Genomic DNA, 17,077 nt, shown 5'->3' with positions numbered 1-17,077 from the left:
TTCCATTCCTTTGGCAGGAGATTCTGGCTGTATCCTGGTCATTCCAGAGTGCACTATAGGCTATAGAAAACAAATAGATACTTAAAATACTGTATGAGTATTTTGTTGAAGTGCGCCTAACTCATATAGAATTGCTGCATCGCTATTTTCACACCATAGTTCTTTCACTTTTTCGTTGTCAAATAAGAAGATATCATGATTCCCGACTCTTTTACTCGCTGATTCTCAGAAGGGATATTAAACCACCCTCCAGTGTAAGTCATCCAACCCGTATATCTTACTACTAATTTATTGTCTTGTTCTATCAAATCATTTATTTCCCACTCATCATCCTGGAAAACTGAACGATACCATTTCATGAAATCCTTCATATTTTCTCTTGAATTTTCCCCATTTCTTGAATGATAGACGAAATCCTCTGTTGTAAGTTCGTCTAATATCAGTAAATTTCCTTTAGTAAAATATTCTTTAAACCATACTTCTACTATTTTCTTTTTTGAAATGCTAATCATTTGGCCCTCCTAAAATAACTACTCAATCAAAATGATAGCCTTTTCATTTATTTAAGTAAATATAATTTCTTCTTAATGTCCAACTAATCCCAATGGACAATCGTTTGATAAAGAAATCTGTCTCGAATAGAGACAGATCCTTTGCTTATAAATCATCCACTACAATATAAGCTGCTTTGACAGGTCCATGAACCCCAACGACCAGGTTCAGTTCGATATCCGCCGAGTTGCTTGGTCCGGTAATGAAGTTAATGCATGATGCTACATGCCAGGTCCTTTCGTGGATTTCCCTCATCTTCCGGGCTGCCTGTGTCATCCTCGGCACAAGGGAGCTTTTCGGAATGAGCGCAATATAGCAAGCTGGCAGGAAGCTGACGGTTCTTCCTTTATCCTTGCTGCTGTATAAAACAACCGTACCCGATTCCGCTAATGTCACTTCACTGATTGTGATTCCGATATTGGCCTTTTCTGCTTTGACGATATTCTCCACACCTTTTTCATGATCCCACTCGAAAACATCGATCTTCCTTTCGGGCCACTTTTCCTTGAATAGAGGATCTAGTCCCCACTCGGAGAAACGCCCGTCCTTCCAATGGACCACGGGCCCACCGCCATAGCCATGTACCACCCCGTCCAGGGTTTCCGGAAGATGCTTTAAGTCGGTTGTATACAGAGAGGTAAGGATTTTCTTGCATTGCTCCCTCAACACCTCCAGCAGCTGATTCTGGCTGTATCCCTTTAATACTTCATCCTGAGGTCTGTATTTCCAGACGGGCCGCTCGAACGGACCCGAATTCCTCTGGCGTCCCAGACTGCCTGCGATTTTGTCTAAAAACGCTTCACGATTTTGGATGGTTCCTGCCATATCATTCGCCGCCTTTCTCACGGTTTTTAAACCAATCTCTGAATCTCTCTTTATTCGGGGCCGGGAAATCCCTGATCTCTGTCCATGCCTTCAAAGGGCCGGGTCCTTTGGATATTTTATCTCCTGATGTAAAAGGCGACATGACCGCCGGTGCCATTTTTGATCCCCATTTATATAATGCAGGAGAAGCAGCGCCCAGGCCGAATGCCTTCATCGCAAGCTTCTCGGAGATTGGCGCCTTTCCTTAGCGGAATCTTTACAGGGCAGACTTCTGTACAGGCCCCGCATAGTGTGGAGGCGTTCGGAAGCTCTTTATATTCTTCATAGCCCCCAAGAAGCGGTGAAAGGACGGCTCCGATTGGACCGGAATAAATCGATCCATAGGAATGGCCGCCTACATGGCGGTAGACCGGACAGACATTCACACAGGCAGCGCAGCGGATGCATTGCAGGACCGACTGGAATTCCCCTCCAAGGATTTTGGATCGTCCATTATCCAGAATGACGAGATGAAATTCCTCCGTGCCATCTACATCCATCTCCTCCCTCGGACCAGTCAGGACCGTAATATAGCTGGTCAGCTTCTGTCCGACCGCGCTCCTGGTCAATAGGGAGACGAGTACCTCCATTTATTCGAAGGTAGGCACAATCCGCTCCGCTCCATTCCCATCACGGTAATTTGAGTCTTCGGCAAAGCCGTCACTAAATCGGCATTTCCTTCATTTGTGACCAGGCTGAAAGAGCCAGTTTCGGCCACGGCAAAATTGCAGCCCGTGATCCCAATATCCGCTGTCAGAAACTCGCTGCGCAGCATCTCCCTGGCATGGCCGGTAAGCTCCTCCGGAAGTGAGGTTTTCGTATAGTCCAGTTTTTCCGTAAAAACATCGCGGATCTGTTCTTTATTTTTATGAAGCGCCGGGACCACGATATGGGAAGGAGCATCATGATCATCAATCTGGAGAATATATTCGCCAAGATCTGTCTCCACCACCCTGCAGCCTTCCTCCTCCAAAACAGCATTCAAACTGATTTCCTCCGTGACCATGCTTTTGGATTTCACAATTTTTCTGGCAGACTTTTTCCGTAAGATACCACGGATATAATCATTCGCTTCTTCTTTTGTCTGGGCAAAGAATACATGACCGCCTCGCTTGGCGACATTCTCACTTAACTGTTCTAAATAATAGTCCAAATTTTCAAGCACATGCTGGCGGATTTCTTCCCCGTGAGAACGCCATTCCTCCCAATTCCCAAGTTCTTCAGCGGCAATGCGCCTTTTCACTCCCATTCCGTCCTGGGCGGCGGAGACCGCTCCCCGCATAAAGCTGTCTTGAATCCCCTTATCCACCCGCTTTTTAAATTGATCGCTGCCTATTTTCATTGCCATCAGAATTCCCCCCCTTATAGTCCGTGTCAGCGGTTGTTTAAGACCTCGGCAATATGTAATACCTTGATCGGCTTATCTTTCCTCTCGATTCTCCCGCCGATATTCATCAGGCAGCCTGCGTCTGCGCCAATCAGGTACTCAGCCGCTGTTTCTTCGATATGACAAACTTTTTCATCCACCATCTGTTCAGAGATCTGTCCCATTTTCACAGAAAAGGTTCCTCCAAAGCCGCAGCATTGTTCCTTTCCTGGAAGCACAGTCAAATGTAAGCCCTTAACATTTTCTAAAAGTTTCATAGGAGCTTCTTTGACTCCAAGCAGCCTCGTCATATGACAGGAAGTATGATAGGTGACATTACCCTCAAACACAGTCCCTACATCTTCGATTTTCAATACATCCACAATAAATTGGGTAAGCTCGAAAGTTTTCACGGCAAGCCTTTCCGCTTTCTCTTTCCACACAGGATCTTCTTTAAAAATATGGGGATATTCATGGAACATAAATGCGCAGGATCCAGAAGGACATACCACATATTCAGAATCCAAGAAGGCATCAATCATCCGTTTCATGGCTTCTTTCGATTGTTTTGTATAACCGCTATTATAGGCAGGCTGCCCGCAGAATCCTTCTATATAAATACGGCTCTATCGGTCTTTTCAACTCTCCCAACATTAAAAAGAGACGGATTGTCCCTCTTAAGATAAAAATATTAATAATTTCCCTGTTCTTGATTTTAATGAAAAACATTCTCATAGATTTTGTCTGAATTTGTCCTTCATGGAAGTGAGCTCCTGCCAGTATTCATAACTGAAACGCTTCTTTAATTCTTTGGGCGGTTTCTTCTGCATTCAATCTAGTATTATTAATCCTTATGTAATGCTCTTCTTCGATTTCTCCTGGATTCGAATTCAATCTCAGCCTTTCCATCGTGCTCAGGAGATGTCCTTCTGATTCCCCGATGTTCCGTTTAGTTGGTTTATGCTGAAGTCTGTGGGGAGTTCTGTTTCGAAGCAGCCTTTCCTCTACATCCGCCTCAAGCTCAACATAGTAGATTTCCGCCCCTTTGGACCTGAAGATATTGGTTATTTTTTCGACATATTCCCAGTCCCTTTTTTGGTCAAACGCCCATACATAGGTGAAAATCAATCCATACTGGCTGGTCGTTGAATACGATTCAAAGACTGATTCTCTGAATGAATTGGACAGCTGCCACATTTCAGGAGTGAAGCCAAAGAGCGGCTGAAGCAGATCGATGGTCATATGGTTGTGGAACAGTTTTAATTCAGTTTTCTTCTCCAGCTCCTGGCCAACTGTCATTTTACCTATAGCCTGAGGGCCGAATAATAATATAAATTTCATGTTTTTTACTCCTGATAGTTTCAGATTATTTTCCCCATAATCACATATGGATCCTGACCGGTATAAAAGTTTTCTTTCACTGTCTCCCATTCTAATTTCTTATACAATTTCTGTGCTTTGACATTATCAGCCTGAGTGGTTAAGATGGCTGTTTTGGTTTCTATATCCTTTAGTAGATTTCTGACTAATAATTCTCCAAGACCCTTAATTCTAAAAGAGGGATGTACCGCCAATTCCACCACTTCAAAGCAGTCCGAAAGCCAAAACAAATCTACGGATTTGCATAATGATGAGCCGTATGATGATATTTTAATCAAGAGCTTGAAAGCCGCTCTCTGAACCATTTCTTAGATGCCACGAGGACATTTTGGTCTTGAGAAGCCCGCTCTGAGCCATTTCTCGTATTCCATGATGGAGTTTTGGTCTTGAAATTCATCTAGAACATTCGGGAAATAATCGGGAAATGGGGACAGTCCCCCATCGGGAAGTTACCCATCAGGAAGTCCCCCACTATCTAAAGAAGGATTTACCACAATCTGGATAGAATACATATGAAGAGATGCTGTAATAAGGAGGATGCCCATGAAGGTGTTGAGCTGTTTGATTCCTGCGTTATTTATGTTATCAGGCTGTGTTTCTGACAGTCCCGAAAAGCCTACTAAAGAAGTTTATGTATCACAAAAGGACATACCGAGTTACTTTGATTCTTCCATTATGAAGGATGTGGATTGGAATGAAAGCCCCGTTTTTTCGTATGATTCGCTGGAGCTTCGCGGCGAGGAAGGAAAAGTGGCCATCCTGTCTACTCCCTGGAAGGCGGATACAGTGAATAAGTATATGTGGTTTCTCTTTGGAGATTCGATCCCCTCTGGTAACTTTTCTGTGATTGCGGTCAAGAAGGATACCGGGGCGGTCAGCAAGGCGCTTGTTCTTCCGGACTCAAAACAGCAGGGATGGTCTATCGGATCAGTCGGAACCGCTGTTGACCGCCGTTTCGATATGCCAGCTGCCATGAGTCTGCCTTCAAAAGGATTATAAACCTTGAATGCGTACATTGATGAAAAACTTTATGGTCAGATTGTGGTCAGCGTTGAAGCTTAACAGAGCTTCATGAACTAGGACCTAAACGAAAATACCGGGCCATTCCAGCCCTCTTTGGCCCCTTCTTTGAAATGATCACCCGTATATAAGGAGGTGGTCCGCCTCCAGAATTTTTCCGCTGGCATGTTCTCTTCTATGACTGATACCTCCCAGGCACCCCGATGCTGATCAAATAATTGAAAGGCTGCCTGCCGGCCAGCTCTGTATCTCCGATATTTTTTTAAGATGAAGAATTCGGCCATAGAATAGTATTCTTCTATTTTCCGGATCAATGCAAACCCGGCGTATTTCCCCCCCACCATAATAAAATATGGAAACCTGGTTTCATCCGTCCAATAATGGTCGATATATTTATAACCATACTCTCCAAACTCATTGACATCCTCATCTGTAAACTCGCTGAAATCGTACTGATACAGTTCCATAAGCTGCCTTAAGGCCGCCTTTTTCTCATACGTGATTCGTTCTATTGTAATATCCATTTTTCAGCACGTCCCCATTCTTTTCTAAAATTCTCAGGAAGATTATCTGACAACTTTATCCTCCAGTTGACCCTTATAACGATATAATAACGAATTATTCAGTTAAAAGGATAGAGAGGGAGATGGGAATGGAGAATTTTATGAAAATGGCCATACAGGCGGCAGTGGATAATGTGTCAGAAAATCATGGCGGGCCTTTCGGGGCCGTAGTTGTAAAAGGCGCAAAATTGTGGGATCGGCCGGAATGAAGTCACGTCCTCCAATGATCCAACGGCACATGCAGAAATTCAGGCCATTCGGTCTGCCTGCGCCAATCTGGATACCTTCCAGCTCGAGGACTGTGAAATTTTTTCAAGCTGCGAGCCCTGCCCTATGTGCATGGGGGCCATTTTCTGGGCAAGGCCGAAAGCTGTGTATTTCGCATCCACGAAGGAGGATGCGGCGGCAGCCGGCTTTGATGACCAGTTCATTTACGAACAGCTTGCCCTCGCGGCGTCAGAGCGCCAAATCATCATGAAGCAGCTGTTCGTCCAGGAATCCCAGGATCCGTTTCAGGCATGGGTTACCTCTATCACAAAAATAACATACTGAAATCCAGCGGGGTGGTTTGATGAATAAAGAGCAATTAAAAAAGCGGATCGTCGTTGCAGCGGGGTTGGAGCCTGCTGATACCGTCATAAAAAACGGACGAATCATCGATGTATTCAATGGGGAAATCATAGAGGGAGATGTGGCCTTGGCAGATGATATTTTGCCGGGATCGGAAGCTATGAGGGAATACAGGTGATTGATGCAGAAGGTCTTGAGGCCGCCTACCGGTCGGATGAAAAAGGTAACGCCAAATGATGCATATGCCAGCAATAAACTGACGAAAGAATCGTCATTTGGGAAAAATAATTTATTAAAAACGAGTGCAGCTACTGTCCCATATAGAAAAAAATCATAGAACTCTATGGTACTTCCAATTAGACTGGCAAATAAAATCTTTTCAGATTTCTTATCTAATTCCCGGATTGACTCATTTAATACACCTCATTATTATTTAAAAATGGTGATAATCAATTATTTACTGAATTTTCAAAAAAATTAATTCATTCGGAAGCAATAGCCGTAAAACATAGGAAGGAGTTCCTCTCCCTTTTGGAAGAGAGGAGGTCCTATCGGCACCATTGGTTTATTAATTTACAATTTCATTGCTGACAATTTTACCGTATTTCCCTTCAAAGAAGGTTAATGGCTCACCATCACGAATGACGATATCGGTTACTTCGCCGATAAATAATGTGTGATCTCCGGCAATGTGCTTACTTTGTACCGTACAGACGATGTTTGCCAGCGCATCCTGAATCACAGGCATTTCACTAATCCAGTCAAATTCAATATTACGTTCTTCTTTAATCTGTCCAGCAAAATACATCGAATACTCCTGCTGCTGCTCTGACAATATATTCACCGCAAATTTTCCGGTTTGATTAATTTTGTCCAGCATTCTTGCTTTTTCACCTATTGACACTAATACTAGTTTTGGATTCAGCGAAACCGACATAAAAGCATTTGCCGTCATGCCGTGTGCCTCTCCTTCAATATTTGTTGTAATCACAGTTATACCTGTTGCAAATTTACCCATCGCGGTTCTGAACGCTCTATCATCCATCAGTTGATGACCTCCTTAAAAGTAAACTCCGTTTTTGTTTTATGCGGCATCTGTACGGGACTTAAGAATTTTATCGTACAATCTCCCCCCAGATTCAGGTATCCAGCTGTTCTCCGATTTAATTTCCAAACTAGAATTTTTTCTGCTTAATAAACCCTGCCATGTTTTGTCTCCGTAATTGATATCCACACGGTATATACCAGGTGCCGGAAGCATGAACTTTTTTTCTGCGATACATCCCAAATAGTTATCGTGACTCTGCCTATTCTGCTGTTGAATGGTGCCCTTGATCTCATAAAATTCGCCTAAGTAATCAGGTATGAGCTGTACATTTCCTTCTCTTAACAGCTTTCGGATCATTGGCGAACTAATTTTTTGATCGTTGTGTGATTTTTTAGAAACGATTGTTACATCGAATTCACTTATCTTGCTGGACTCCTTTAGATAATCAACGGTTCCTTGAGCTTTCCGGCCAAAGGTAAAGTCAAAGCCGACCACGATGTGCCTGGCTTGAAGTCCTAAAATATATTGGTTTATGAAATCTGATGGCGAAAGGGAAGCAAATGCCAAGTCAAAACTTACAATGAAAAGTCGTTTCACTCCAAGAGCTGCCATTTTCTCGATTTTAGAGGGCAAAGGTGTGATATATTGCATGTTTTTCTCAAATTTAATAACTTCATTGGGATGTGGATCAAAGGTCATTGCAGTAAAGTTAACATCCAGCTTTTTAGCTATTAGTTTCGCTTCATTTATAAGAGATTGATGGCCCAGATGAACGCCGTCAAAAAAACCTATTGCCATTACGTGAGGTTCCTTTGTAACCATCGACCCGGCTATTGGATGTGTTACATGTATAACTTCCATTTGTTTCACCTTCTAATCATCATGATTTCCTAGCTGTATTTAATTCAGGGTGTAAAACTGTGATTCTTATCTTACAGATGCTGTCTCTTTGCTTCTAACTGCATCATGGTGGATGGAATCTCCTGCTTTAAGCACCTGCTTAATCTGCTCTGCTGATAAAACACGGGCAAAGCCCCTTCTCATCGTCCTAATGGTCGCTTCATGGGCAAGTGCATTGTCAGTCGCATTTATATCTTCTCCAAATAGGATGTTGTAGTTTAGAAAATAACCGGTTCTAGCGGTCGACTCACAGCAGAAGTTAGTCAATGTTCCGCTGATAATAAGAGTTTTAACACCTAAATTCCGGAGTACATAGTCCAGGTCGGTACCAGCAAATGAGCAGTACGCATGTTTTGCTCTAATGACCCGCTCATTCGGCAAAGGGTAAATACCTTTGTATATATCCGCTCCTGGTTCACCCTCTTTGATGGCGCCATTTTTGATTGGCTCCCAGTATTGATAAAACCCGGCGCTGCAGTCTTGTGCGATTGTATGGGCTGTGTAAATAACCGGTATATCGAGGTTCCTGCACTCTTCAATAACGTTTTTGATACGTGGAACCATCCGGTAGGCTTCTGGAACACACATTGGATGGGATGGATTGACAAAATCCTCCTGCATATCAATCACCAATAGAGCACATTCCTCTTTTTTAATCTCAAAAGACCAGTGTTTATCGGTGTTATAGTCCTTTTCCGCAAACTCGATAAATTCTTTTTCTCCGGAAAATACACCTTTTGCTTCAAGCTGATCTGGCTGAAGCAGGTCTTCCTCTGTCCGATTGTAGATCTTTAAAAAGTCTTTAACTACTTTGCTTTCCATTTATAGTCCTCCTTGAATTTGATTATTTAGCTTTTTCGATCAAAAATAACTATCTAGTTATAAATTGTTAGCTCTGTTAAACTTTCCTGTTGATTGCAGCGAAGGTCACTCGCTTTCCGCGGGCGGTCCGGGAGCCTCCTCGGCGTTAAACGCCTGCGGGGTCTCCCTTGTCCCGTTTTCCCCGCAGGAGTCTCGCGCCTTCCACTCCAATCAACACAGTGCCAAAATCAACAATGAACTTTACATAGCCAAATTCTTAGATGCTATCATGGTTCGCTGTAATTTTTACAAATTATGCGTAGTAGCGGACTTCAAAGATTTTGCAGCCGTTTTTTGAAATCCACGGCCCATGCTTCATTCCTGGCGGGCGAGTAGCCACCATGCCTGCTGTAAACTCTTCATTCAATTCTAAATCAATGATTGAACCTTCAATAATATAGAGTTCTTCCCAAAAGTCGTGAATTTGTACGCCATTTGGTGATGTATCGGTTTCAGGCTCAAATTGCAAAATGCGGGTAGCTACCCCTGTCTCAGGGTCGGCTGCAATGACTCTTTGGGATAATCCTTTAACATTTTCAAATTGTTCAACTTCAAATTTTGTGTATGCAGTGAATTCAAGCTCTTGTTTTGGCATGGTTATTATTCCTCCTCAGCATCTTTTAAAAGTTGGACTTTATATGAAAGAGTGATTTTTCTTTCGAGTTTCCTGTCAAATAATTCTGCCCTGAACGCTTCTCCAAAAATAAACTCACCCTCTATAAGTGGCGGCGTTCCGCAGAACAAAGCCAGATTGGAACTGTTGTATCCGCGCTCTTCAACAATTTGCAGCAATTCGGCAGGAGATAGAAATGAACTCAATTTCCCTTCCTGGTACAAGGCTTCTTCGCCGTTAATTGTCATCCAGCTTCGTAATTCAATCTCGCCCATATGCTCCTCGATCTCATCAAGCTTCCATAATTCTTTGCTTATTGGCTTTGGGCACACCTGCTTGGACTTTTGGATGGAGACTGCTTCAAGTACGCGGTCAGTATGGTCACTTCCCAACCCTAAATACCTAGTCCCGTCTATATCAAGTAAAACAACTTCAACCTCGCCGCTGCTATGATCGTTCACCACAGTAATTGTAGAGTCGGAGGTCAGCAACGCGGGAGTGAGATCGTATAGCATGGGAATTCTTGGCGGGGCAGGAACTCCCAATTCTTTTAATTCTTCAATATGCTTTCTTGCAGCATCCTGGTCCTTCGCGGTATAGCCAGCAATGACAAGCCGGTCAGGCGTCCAGTTCTTATCCTTATTTTCAATTTGAACTTCCATTTTTCATTCCTCCTACAGACTATACTGTCCTCACTTTAAGGAACCAATCTTACATTGCTTCTTATAAAACCCGGTGTTTCAGCTGCGGAAAAACCTCACGAATCGAATCTATTTGCTCCAGGTTTATTTCAGTTTTAAGCACGGTTTCAAATTCGCCTGCAGACGCAATGACGACACCCCATGGGTCGACTACCTGGCTGTGGCCTCCCAGCAGTACATTGTTTGTTTTGCCGGCGCAATTGCTAGAAATTAGGAAGCATTGATTCTCAAGGGCACGCGCCGCATTGAATAATTTCCAGTGCTGAAGCCGTTGATGCGGCCATGCGGAAGTGACCAGAAAAATCTTCGCTCCTTCATCTACCTGCTGCCTGAATAATTCTGGAAAGCGCAAATCATAACATGTAGAGAGACCAATTTTTCCAAATTCGGTATCAATCACTGCAGGCTTTTCGCCGCGTGTCAGGATTTCTCCTTCCGCTGAGCCGTATCGGAATAAGTGAATCTTACGGCTTGTTCCGATCAGTTCTCCTTCACGGTTAAACACGACGCTTGTGTTGTAAAACTTATCCCCTTCTTTTTCAACAAAGCTTCCGGCATGTATATATGCCCCAAGCTGCTTTGCTTTCTCTGAAAAGTGCTGGACAAACGGACCATCAAGCGTTTCTGCTTCTTTTCTATACGAGTCAAAGGCAAAATAACCTGTTGCCCAAATTTCAGGCAGCAAAATCAAATCCTGACCTTCTAACCCGTCCAAAATCCCGCTTACCCTTTGAATTCTTTCTTCTTTTGATTCATTATCCTTAATTTCAACTTGTACAGAAGTTATTTTCATAATTTTCCCTCATTTTTAAAGGCTCTTTTTGTAACATTGTTGCTTTTATCTTAGATTGAAACGCACGTACATCATTTTCAGGGATATTCATACATCGATATTACGAAAAGATGCCCCGAAGCATGAATAAATCTGTAATTACGCTGTATTCGAAAAACAACAATCAATGCGAAAACAGCGTTTTTAAATCATTTGTTCTCCCATTTTTTGCGGAATCTGATAGCTTTCCAGAAATTGATCTACCAACTGAACCACTTCTTCGTAGCGATAGTTTCTGAAAGCATACCCTTTAGTTACAAATGGGGCACCATTATAGAACAACTCGTATTGCTGGTGGCGGCCCCCAAACTCTGAACCTATGACGTCCCAGGCGAGTTTGAATAATTTCACACGTTCTTCCGCAGACGCACCGGGAGATTTGATATAGCGTGAGATGTCATCCTTTGTTTCAGCATTTATCATTTCTTTATAGGTAGAAGGTACTTGAAGAACTCCCCCACCTACTAAGTCTCTTAATATATGGATCACTTTAGGATAAATAGAATCCTGTAAACCAACGACTCCATATAAAAATCTGCGATTCGGATAAACAGTTCCGTTTTCATCCGTCATATAATTATACTCGGATGCCAGCAGCATGCCTTCAATAGAAGCAGCGATGGAAGCTAATTCTCCCAATTTCTCCTGTACTGGCGGCAATTTATCAATTCCGTTCATGGCAGCCACTTTTCTGGCAATTCCAATGATAAATTTAAGTTTCGTGACAAAACGGATTTGCGCCTGACTGTTCCCATAAACATGCGCTGGCGTCTCATGAAATTGAGCTCTTACTATATCGATGTTTCGATAAGCGAAAACATGCTCCCATGGAATAAACACGTCGTCGAAAACAACCAGTGAATCGCCTTCGTCAAATTGTGTAGATAATGGATAATCATAGGTACTTGGCTTATCAGCTGCAAAACTTGGTCTAGAGTATAATTTTAGCCCTGGTGTATTCAGCGGCAAGACAAAAGACACAGCATGTGCTTCATCACCTGGGCGAAGAGGTGAAATACAGCTTACAAAGAGGTAGTCGGATACTGCTGAACCGGTCCCTAACATTTGTGAACCTCGGACAATGATCCCATCTTCCTGTTCTTTATAGACACCGACAGCTGTAAATTCATATTCTTGCTCATGTGAAGCTTTACTTCGGTCTGTTTGTGGAGGAATAATTACATAGCTTAGATATAAATCATTATCCCTGGCGTACTTATAGAAGTTTAATACATTGTCTTTATACATTTGTCCGCCTCGGGCAAAAACATCAGGTGAGCTTGCAAATCCAGCCAAAAAACCAGCAACATGATCCGGGCTTCTACCAACAAACCCACAAGTTGCATTCGCCCATTTTTCAATGGCTTCACGTCTTTCTTTAAGCTCTTCTATGCTTTTTGGAATCATATAAATTTTGTTGGCTATCGTGCCTTCTTCTGTTATGTAGGTCATATTTTGTTTTTCATCGGCTGCTATGTCATAAAGACTCGCAACCGTTTGGGAAATACCTTTAAAGGCAGGATGTGTCGTAACATTCTCCACCCGTTCTCCTCCAATATATACACAGCGGTTATCCTTTATCGAATCTAAATATTGCGCACCTGTTCTGACCAATGTAATCTTCCTTTCTAGAAACAATTTTTATAGTAATCTATGTTTTTTGATTGCATTGGAACTTGAGCTTTTCACTATTTTCCTGTGAATTTCCTAAGCTGACAATATATATTCAGAGTGTATACGCTTTCATTTCAACCAAAAGACATATCCGGACAAATGTGACTGACTAGAGGAGACTTCCTGCTTTTTGATATGAAATTCTATCTTTTGAATATGGAAAATTATCTCCCCCTTTCGAGTGGGATTTTTTTATCTGTCTTCAAAATTCAAGGCGCTTTTAGAATTGCTTAAATGATCTAAGATAAATTTTGAAGCCGATTCCGAATTTTTTTCCTCAATGGAATGGATGATTTGCCTGTGTTCCCCTAGCACTTCCTTCATTCTCCCTTTTCGGCTAACTGCCTTTAATCCCATCAATTGTGTAAGATTATGGAGATTAATTAACACTTGCTCCATCAATTTATAATTGGAAAGTCTTGTCAGTGTGAGATGGAATTCCTGATCTAAATCAATAAAATGAATGTTATCGTCATTATTCATTGCTTCTTCCTGCTGCAGAATTAAATGCTTAAGCAGCATTAGGCCTTCTTTTGAAACTTTGGTAGTAGTAAGCTTTTTCATAACTTCTAATTCGATTGAACTTCTTAACAGAAAGATTTCATCTTGTTCCTCTTGAGATATTTTTCTTACAGTCAGTCCCTTTCTTGGGATTGAAACAAGCAATCCTTCTTTGACTAAAGTCTGTAAAGCTCCTCTAACAGGTGTTCGCGACGTGTTTAGAGTTTCTGCCAGCTGAACTTCTGTAAAGACTTCGTCTCTGGTAATAGCACCATTTAATATTGCATCCAATACCTGCTTATACACAATATCCTGTGTCGTTTGCTGTTGAATTGGCTTCAAATACCGTTCTTCCAATTAAATCGCCCTCTTTAGAAATAGAGTCCGGGATTACCAGGACAACTGTTTATGTTTTATGTATACATTGTACATAATACAGTGTACACGAGTCAAATAATAAATTTAAATTTTCTAAAAATTATATAGTAACGATTTGTATCCCGCTATCTACTCCTGTGGGAAAAGGAGTTTCGCACAAAAGCTCACCAAGCTATGTTAAACGTGCCTGTTGATTTCCGCTCCAGGCACTCGCTTTCCGCGGGCGGTCCGGGAACCTCCTCGGCGTTATACGCCTGTGGGGTCTCCCTTGACTCGCTTTTCCCGCAGGAGTCTCGCACCTTCCGCACCAATAATCAACAATGAACTTAAACATAGACCTGAATGCTAATCAAAAATTCGCACCATGGCGCCCTGAAAATAGGTAGTGCTGTCTCGATAATAGAAGTAGTGCGGTTTTGTCTATAAACAAAACTATATTTTGAAAATCGATCCTTCCCAACATTAAAAAGGCTCAAGGCTGGCAGCCTTGGGCCTCTGTTGTTGATTTTTTTGCAATTACTAATCACCAAGTGCAGTTAGTAGTTTTAATTAGCGGATTTCCTCAAGCTGAAACGTTTCCCCGAGCCATAAAACCACTTCATTAACCAGGGCGTCCAGAATCAATTTTCCGGCTCTCGCGCTTGCACCGCACGGCGTTCCAAAAACACCGGTGGAGCTCACTGCCTTTACTCCCTTAGCCTGCATAGTCTCCATCCAGCCTTGATCGTCTCTAGTATAACCCCTCACAGTTTCAAATTCACGCACCCGTTCCTCACCTAACACATGCAGAGCCAGGCTTGTTTCAAGCGCTCCTGCATGGCTGTCAGTTGAAGCAAGCTGCAATCCTGCTTTCTGGCCGGCGTTAAACATAACGTTAAGAAACCGTCGAAAATCGGTATAAGCTTCTATATGAATCCCTTGCAAGGCAAGTTTGTTATCATCGGCAAACTCCCCTAGTAAACTGAAATTTCCGCCATGAAAACTCAAAAGTCCAATGCGAGTCAGACCCATGCGGTTAAGTGTAGTGATATATGCTAGAATTTCAGTTTTCAGCGTTTTCCGGTCAAGCGTAACAGTGCCGGGAAATTCCACATGATGCTCAGATAATCCAGCCATGAGTGTTGGTGTGACTATGACTGGCTCTCTAAAGCGTCGGGCTGCTTTAGCAGCAAGTACTTCGACCATGGCTGAATCAGTCACCAGCGGCAGATGTGGACCGTGCTGCTCCAATGCTCCTACTGGGATCAAACCAATCGCTCCTATTTCCCTGGCAGCCGCAGCGGCTTCAGATGAAGTTAAATATTTCAGTTCAATAAAACTCATGATAGCTGCTCTTCACCTGCTGGCGCTTGAGCCTCGGCAACGGCCTTAGGCAGAAACACGTCATTATAGGTGATTTTCCCGGCTTTCCGTTTTTCTTCTGCATATTCACCGCGATTAATGAGCTTTAGCGCATTTCTTTCTCTACGGATTTTTTCCCTCATCAGATTGGTAGCTTCTACATCAACTTCATAGTCAGTAGTTAGACCCTTTAACCGCTTGTGTACTATAACCCCATAATTTTCCTTCGCACTTTCAACTGACACGAGCTGGCGTAGAACATCCATACGGATGGCCTCAACATCCCGTTCCAATGGATCGCCCCAACCGCCTCCACCTGGAGTCGTAACCCGGATAACATCACCAGCTTTAACAGGGATTCCCTCCTGGCAAAACTGGATTAACTTCTCATCTGGAGTGCCAGGATTAATCCATGTTCCACCAGGCAGACCAGGGCCTCCTCCGTTTACACCAAAGCAGCTGAAAGCTGTCCGGTCCACATAGGTGACATAAAACCCGTCCGTTAAGATATGGATGTCTTTCACATAACCCATTCCACCACGGTACTTCCCGCATCCGCCTGAATCAGGATTAAGAGCAACTCTCTCAATAACTACAGGATACCGCTGTTCGATAAACTCGGTTGGCAGATTCTTGGCATCATTAACCATGTCCACCGCATCGGTTCCATCAGCGTATGGACGTGCTCCTGATCCGCCGCCGAATACCTCACGATAAAGCCATGGCTTTCCGTCTTTATCATAGCCATATACACCGTATACTTGAACACAGTTATTATCCGCAGTCACATTCCCGTCAAAAGCCTGGGCCAGCGCAGCACCATAGGCACCAAAACTGCGGAACCAGCACTGCATCCGATTAATAACTGGAGCCGGATACTCCGATGTCAGCACAGTGCCTGGCGGCAGTTCACAGCGGAAAACCCTTGTAACACCCTCATTAATGACTGTACCAGGTGAAAATTGGGAAAGGAAAGAGCCCACCCACTTGGACAAAAATCTGCCATCGTTCGGTGAGTTCAGCGGACCTTCTGTCTGAGGATTAGTCCCTGTCCAGTCCAAAATAATTTTCGTTGGATCCTTGCGGATGGTAACCATCAGCTTCACTGGATCCTCCATGTTAATTCCGTCGTTATCCAAGAAATCCTCTCCTGTGAATTCGCCATTTGGGAACATCGGCAATATTACATTTCTGACCGCTTCTTCACAGCGATCCATCAGCTTGTACATAGCAGCTTCTACTATATCTGCACCCAGGCGGTCGCAAAGCTGTTTAACCTGGCGCTCAATGAGTCGGCAGGCACCAATGAACGCATCCAGATCTCCCTGCATGGTATCTGGAAAACGGGTGTTCCGGAGGACAATTTTATAAATATCCTCCTGTGCCTTGCCCTTGCTGTACAGCCGGACAGGCGGTATTTGGATTCCTTCTTCAAAAATGCTGGTAGAAGTAGTCGGCCAGCTGCCAACCGATCTGCCGCCAACGTCCTCTGTGTGTCCAAAAATCATGCTGAAGCCGATCAAGCGGCCGCTGTGAAAGATCGGGATACATATGCAATAGTCCGGCAGATGGGTAATGGTACCATGTGAATCGTAAGCGTCATTGTATAAAAAGACATCTCCCTCATAAATATCTTCAAGAGGAAAGTGAGCACGTACTGCGTCCGCACTTGCACCCCATGAAACAGAAGTTACATTATTACAGTCTACCGTACAAATGGATGCGCGATAATCATGCTGCTCACGAATAATAGTTGATCGGCCTGCAAGTTCAACTGCAGCCTCCCCCTCTTCCACTGCAGCCTCGAGTCCTCCCTCAACGACATCCAGAGTAATGGGATCCACTTTCTGCTTATACTTCTCAATACGAGCCCATTCTTCATTTGTGCGCGGCCATTCTTGCTATCTGAATGG

The 17,077-nt window shown here is 43.3% G+C and carries 17 protein-coding genes and 4 pseudogenes; 3 read left to right on the top strand and 18 right to left on the bottom strand.

The window, feature by feature from the left end:
- Positions 1-164: 164 nt before the first annotated feature.
- The 6 genes and pseudogenes from ACN6MY_RS12375 to ACN6MY_RS12350 all read right to left on the bottom strand — a co-directional run bounded on the left by ACN6MY_RS12375 (position 165) and on the right by ACN6MY_RS12350 (position 4,440).
- A complete protein-coding gene (locus ACN6MY_RS12375; RefSeq protein WP_419880472.1) occupies positions 165-512 on the bottom strand; it encodes an ester cyclase in 348 nt (115 codons plus the stop codon).
- Positions 513-657: 145 nt separating this feature from the next.
- Positions 658-1,377, bottom strand: coding sequence for a LutC/YkgG family protein (locus tag ACN6MY_RS12370; protein ID WP_419880471.1), 720 nt, complete (start codon positions 1,375-1,377; stop codon positions 658-660).
- A 1-nt stretch (position 1,378) separates the two neighbouring features.
- Positions 1,379-2,764, bottom strand: a pseudogene (locus ACN6MY_RS12365) (LutB/LldF family L-lactate oxidation iron-sulfur protein).
- A gap of 26 nt (positions 2,765-2,790) precedes the next feature.
- Positions 2,791-3,384, bottom strand: a pseudogene (locus ACN6MY_RS12360) ((Fe-S)-binding protein); the annotation flags it as partial.
- Between the two features lie 181 nt (positions 3,385-3,565).
- Positions 3,566-4,123 carry a shikimate kinase gene (locus ACN6MY_RS12355; RefSeq protein WP_419880470.1) on the bottom strand — a complete coding sequence of 186 codons (558 nt, stop codon included), beginning with the start codon at positions 4,121-4,123 and terminating at the stop codon, positions 3,566-3,568.
- Between the two features lie 20 nt (positions 4,124-4,143).
- Complete coding sequence (locus ACN6MY_RS12350) at positions 4,144-4,440, bottom strand: GNAT family N-acetyltransferase (protein ID WP_419880469.1); 297 nt, start codon at positions 4,438-4,440, stop codon at positions 4,144-4,146.
- Positions 4,441-4,705: 265 nt separating this feature from the next.
- On the opposite strand from ACN6MY_RS12350, the gene ACN6MY_RS12345 reads away from it, so the two are divergent.
- Positions 4,706-5,161, top strand: a complete 456-nt coding sequence (locus tag ACN6MY_RS12345; protein ID WP_419880468.1) for a DUF4871 domain-containing protein — start codon at positions 4,706-4,708, stop codon at positions 5,159-5,161.
- 77 nt (positions 5,162-5,238) lie between these two features.
- Here the strand turns inward: ACN6MY_RS12345 and ACN6MY_RS12340 are convergent, their stop codons facing one another.
- Positions 5,239-5,706: a GNAT family N-acetyltransferase gene (locus ACN6MY_RS12340; protein WP_419880467.1), complete on the bottom strand. Its 468-nt coding sequence runs from the start codon at positions 5,704-5,706 to the stop codon at positions 5,239-5,241.
- A 122-nt stretch (positions 5,707-5,828) separates the two neighbouring features.
- Between ACN6MY_RS12340 and ACN6MY_RS12335 the strand changes: the two are divergent.
- Positions 5,829-6,297 (top strand): annotated as a pseudogene (locus ACN6MY_RS12335) (nucleoside deaminase).
- Between the two features lie 19 nt (positions 6,298-6,316).
- Positions 6,317-6,493, top strand: a complete 177-nt coding sequence (locus tag ACN6MY_RS12330; RefSeq protein ID WP_419880466.1) for a hypothetical protein — start codon at positions 6,317-6,319, stop codon at positions 6,491-6,493.
- Between the two features lie 17 nt (positions 6,494-6,510).
- Here ACN6MY_RS12330 and ACN6MY_RS12325 read toward each other — a convergent pair.
- From ACN6MY_RS12325 to ACN6MY_RS12275, 11 genes and pseudogenes are all read right to left on the bottom strand, one after another.
- Positions 6,511-6,720: pseudogene (locus tag ACN6MY_RS12325) on the bottom strand (MFS transporter); the annotation flags it as partial.
- Positions 6,721-6,883: 163 nt separating this feature from the next.
- Complete coding sequence (locus ACN6MY_RS12320; RefSeq protein WP_419880465.1) at positions 6,884-7,360, bottom strand: flavin reductase family protein; 477 nt, start codon at positions 7,358-7,360, stop codon at positions 6,884-6,886.
- A gap of 39 nt (positions 7,361-7,399) precedes the next feature.
- Positions 7,400-8,224 carry an adenylyltransferase/cytidyltransferase family protein gene (locus ACN6MY_RS12315; RefSeq protein ID WP_419880464.1) on the bottom strand — a complete coding sequence of 275 codons (825 nt, stop codon included), beginning with the start codon at positions 8,222-8,224 and terminating at the stop codon, positions 7,400-7,402.
- Positions 8,225-8,290: 66 nt separating this feature from the next.
- Positions 8,291-9,085 (bottom strand): cysteine hydrolase family protein, encoded by a 795-nt coding sequence (locus tag ACN6MY_RS12310; protein ID WP_419880463.1) that lies wholly within the window; start codon positions 9,083-9,085, stop codon positions 8,291-8,293.
- Between the two features lie 292 nt (positions 9,086-9,377).
- A complete protein-coding gene (locus ACN6MY_RS12305; RefSeq protein WP_101642099.1) occupies positions 9,378-9,719 on the bottom strand; it encodes a cupin domain-containing protein in 342 nt (113 codons plus the stop codon).
- Between the two features lie 5 nt (positions 9,720-9,724).
- Positions 9,725-10,399 (bottom strand): DUF2848 family protein, encoded by a 675-nt coding sequence (locus ACN6MY_RS12300; RefSeq protein ID WP_419880462.1) that lies wholly within the window; start codon positions 10,397-10,399, stop codon positions 9,725-9,727.
- 61 nt (positions 10,400-10,460) lie between these two features.
- Positions 10,461-11,231 carry a carbon-nitrogen family hydrolase gene (locus tag ACN6MY_RS12295; protein WP_419880461.1) on the bottom strand — a complete coding sequence of 257 codons (771 nt, stop codon included), beginning with the start codon at positions 11,229-11,231 and terminating at the stop codon, positions 10,461-10,463.
- A 183-nt stretch (positions 11,232-11,414) separates the two neighbouring features.
- Positions 11,415-12,884, bottom strand: coding sequence for a 4-hydroxyphenylacetate 3-hydroxylase family protein (locus tag ACN6MY_RS12290; RefSeq protein ID WP_419880460.1), 1,470 nt, complete (start codon positions 12,882-12,884; stop codon positions 11,415-11,417).
- A gap of 252 nt (positions 12,885-13,136) precedes the next feature.
- On the bottom strand, positions 13,137-13,787 hold the full coding sequence (locus ACN6MY_RS12285; RefSeq protein ID WP_419880459.1) for a GntR family transcriptional regulator: 651 nt from the start codon (positions 13,785-13,787) through the stop codon (positions 13,137-13,139).
- A 585-nt stretch (positions 13,788-14,372) separates the two neighbouring features.
- Complete coding sequence (locus ACN6MY_RS12280; RefSeq protein WP_419880458.1) at positions 14,373-15,146, bottom strand: creatininase family protein; 774 nt, start codon at positions 15,144-15,146, stop codon at positions 14,373-14,375.
- Entirely contained in the window at positions 15,143-17,008 is a 1,866-nt protein-coding gene (locus ACN6MY_RS12275; protein WP_419880457.1) for a hydantoinase B/oxoprolinase family protein, read from the bottom strand. The genes ACN6MY_RS12280 and ACN6MY_RS12275 overlap by 4 nt, the downstream gene beginning before the upstream one ends.
- Positions 17,009-17,077 lie beyond the last annotated feature (69 nt).

The organism is Peribacillus sp. B-H-3, from assembly GCF_048572925.1.
Taxonomy (GTDB): Bacteria; Bacillota; Bacilli; order Bacillales; family DSM-1321; genus Peribacillus.
Note: the sequence above shows the minus strand (reverse complement) of the source record. Positions and strands in the feature narration are given on the sequence as shown.

Coding starts and splice junctions, on each gene's coding strand:
- ACN6MY_RS12315 (WP_419880464.1), bottom strand. CDS start 8,224: ATGGAAGTTATACATGTAACACATCCAATAGCCGGGTCGATGGTTACA.
- ACN6MY_RS12310 (WP_419880463.1), bottom strand. CDS start 9,085: ATGGAAAGCAAAGTAGTTAAAGACTTTTTAAAGATCTACAATCGGACA.
- ACN6MY_RS12280 (WP_419880458.1), bottom strand. CDS start 15,146: ATGAGTTTTATTGAACTGAAATATTTAACTTCATCTGAAGCCGCTGCG.
- ACN6MY_RS12340 (WP_419880467.1), bottom strand. CDS start 5,706: ATGGATATTACAATAGAACGAATCACGTATGAGAAAAAGGCGGCCTTA.
- ACN6MY_RS12370 (WP_419880471.1), bottom strand. CDS start 1,377: ATGGCAGGAACCATCCAAAATCGTGAAGCGTTTTTAGACAAAATCGCA.
- ACN6MY_RS12300 (WP_419880462.1), bottom strand. CDS start 10,399: ATGGAAGTTCAAATTGAAAATAAGGATAAGAACTGGACGCCTGACCGG.
- ACN6MY_RS12330 (WP_419880466.1), top strand. CDS start 6,317: ATGAATAAAGAGCAATTAAAAAAGCGGATCGTCGTTGCAGCGGGGTTG.
- ACN6MY_RS12305 (WP_101642099.1), bottom strand. CDS start 9,719: ATGCCAAAACAAGAGCTTGAATTCACTGCATACACAAAATTTGAAGTT.
- ACN6MY_RS12320 (WP_419880465.1), bottom strand. CDS start 7,360: ATGGATGATAGAGCGTTCAGAACCGCGATGGGTAAATTTGCAACAGGT.
- ACN6MY_RS12375 (WP_419880472.1), bottom strand. CDS start 512: ATGATTAGCATTTCAAAAAAGAAAATAGTAGAAGTATGGTTTAAAGAA.
- ACN6MY_RS12355 (WP_419880470.1), bottom strand. CDS start 4,123: ATGAAATTTATATTATTATTCGGCCCTCAGGCTATAGGTAAAATGACA.
- ACN6MY_RS12345 (WP_419880468.1), top strand. CDS start 4,706: ATGAAGGTGTTGAGCTGTTTGATTCCTGCGTTATTTATGTTATCAGGC.
- ACN6MY_RS12295 (WP_419880461.1), bottom strand. CDS start 11,231: ATGAAAATAACTTCTGTACAAGTTGAAATTAAGGATAATGAATCAAAA.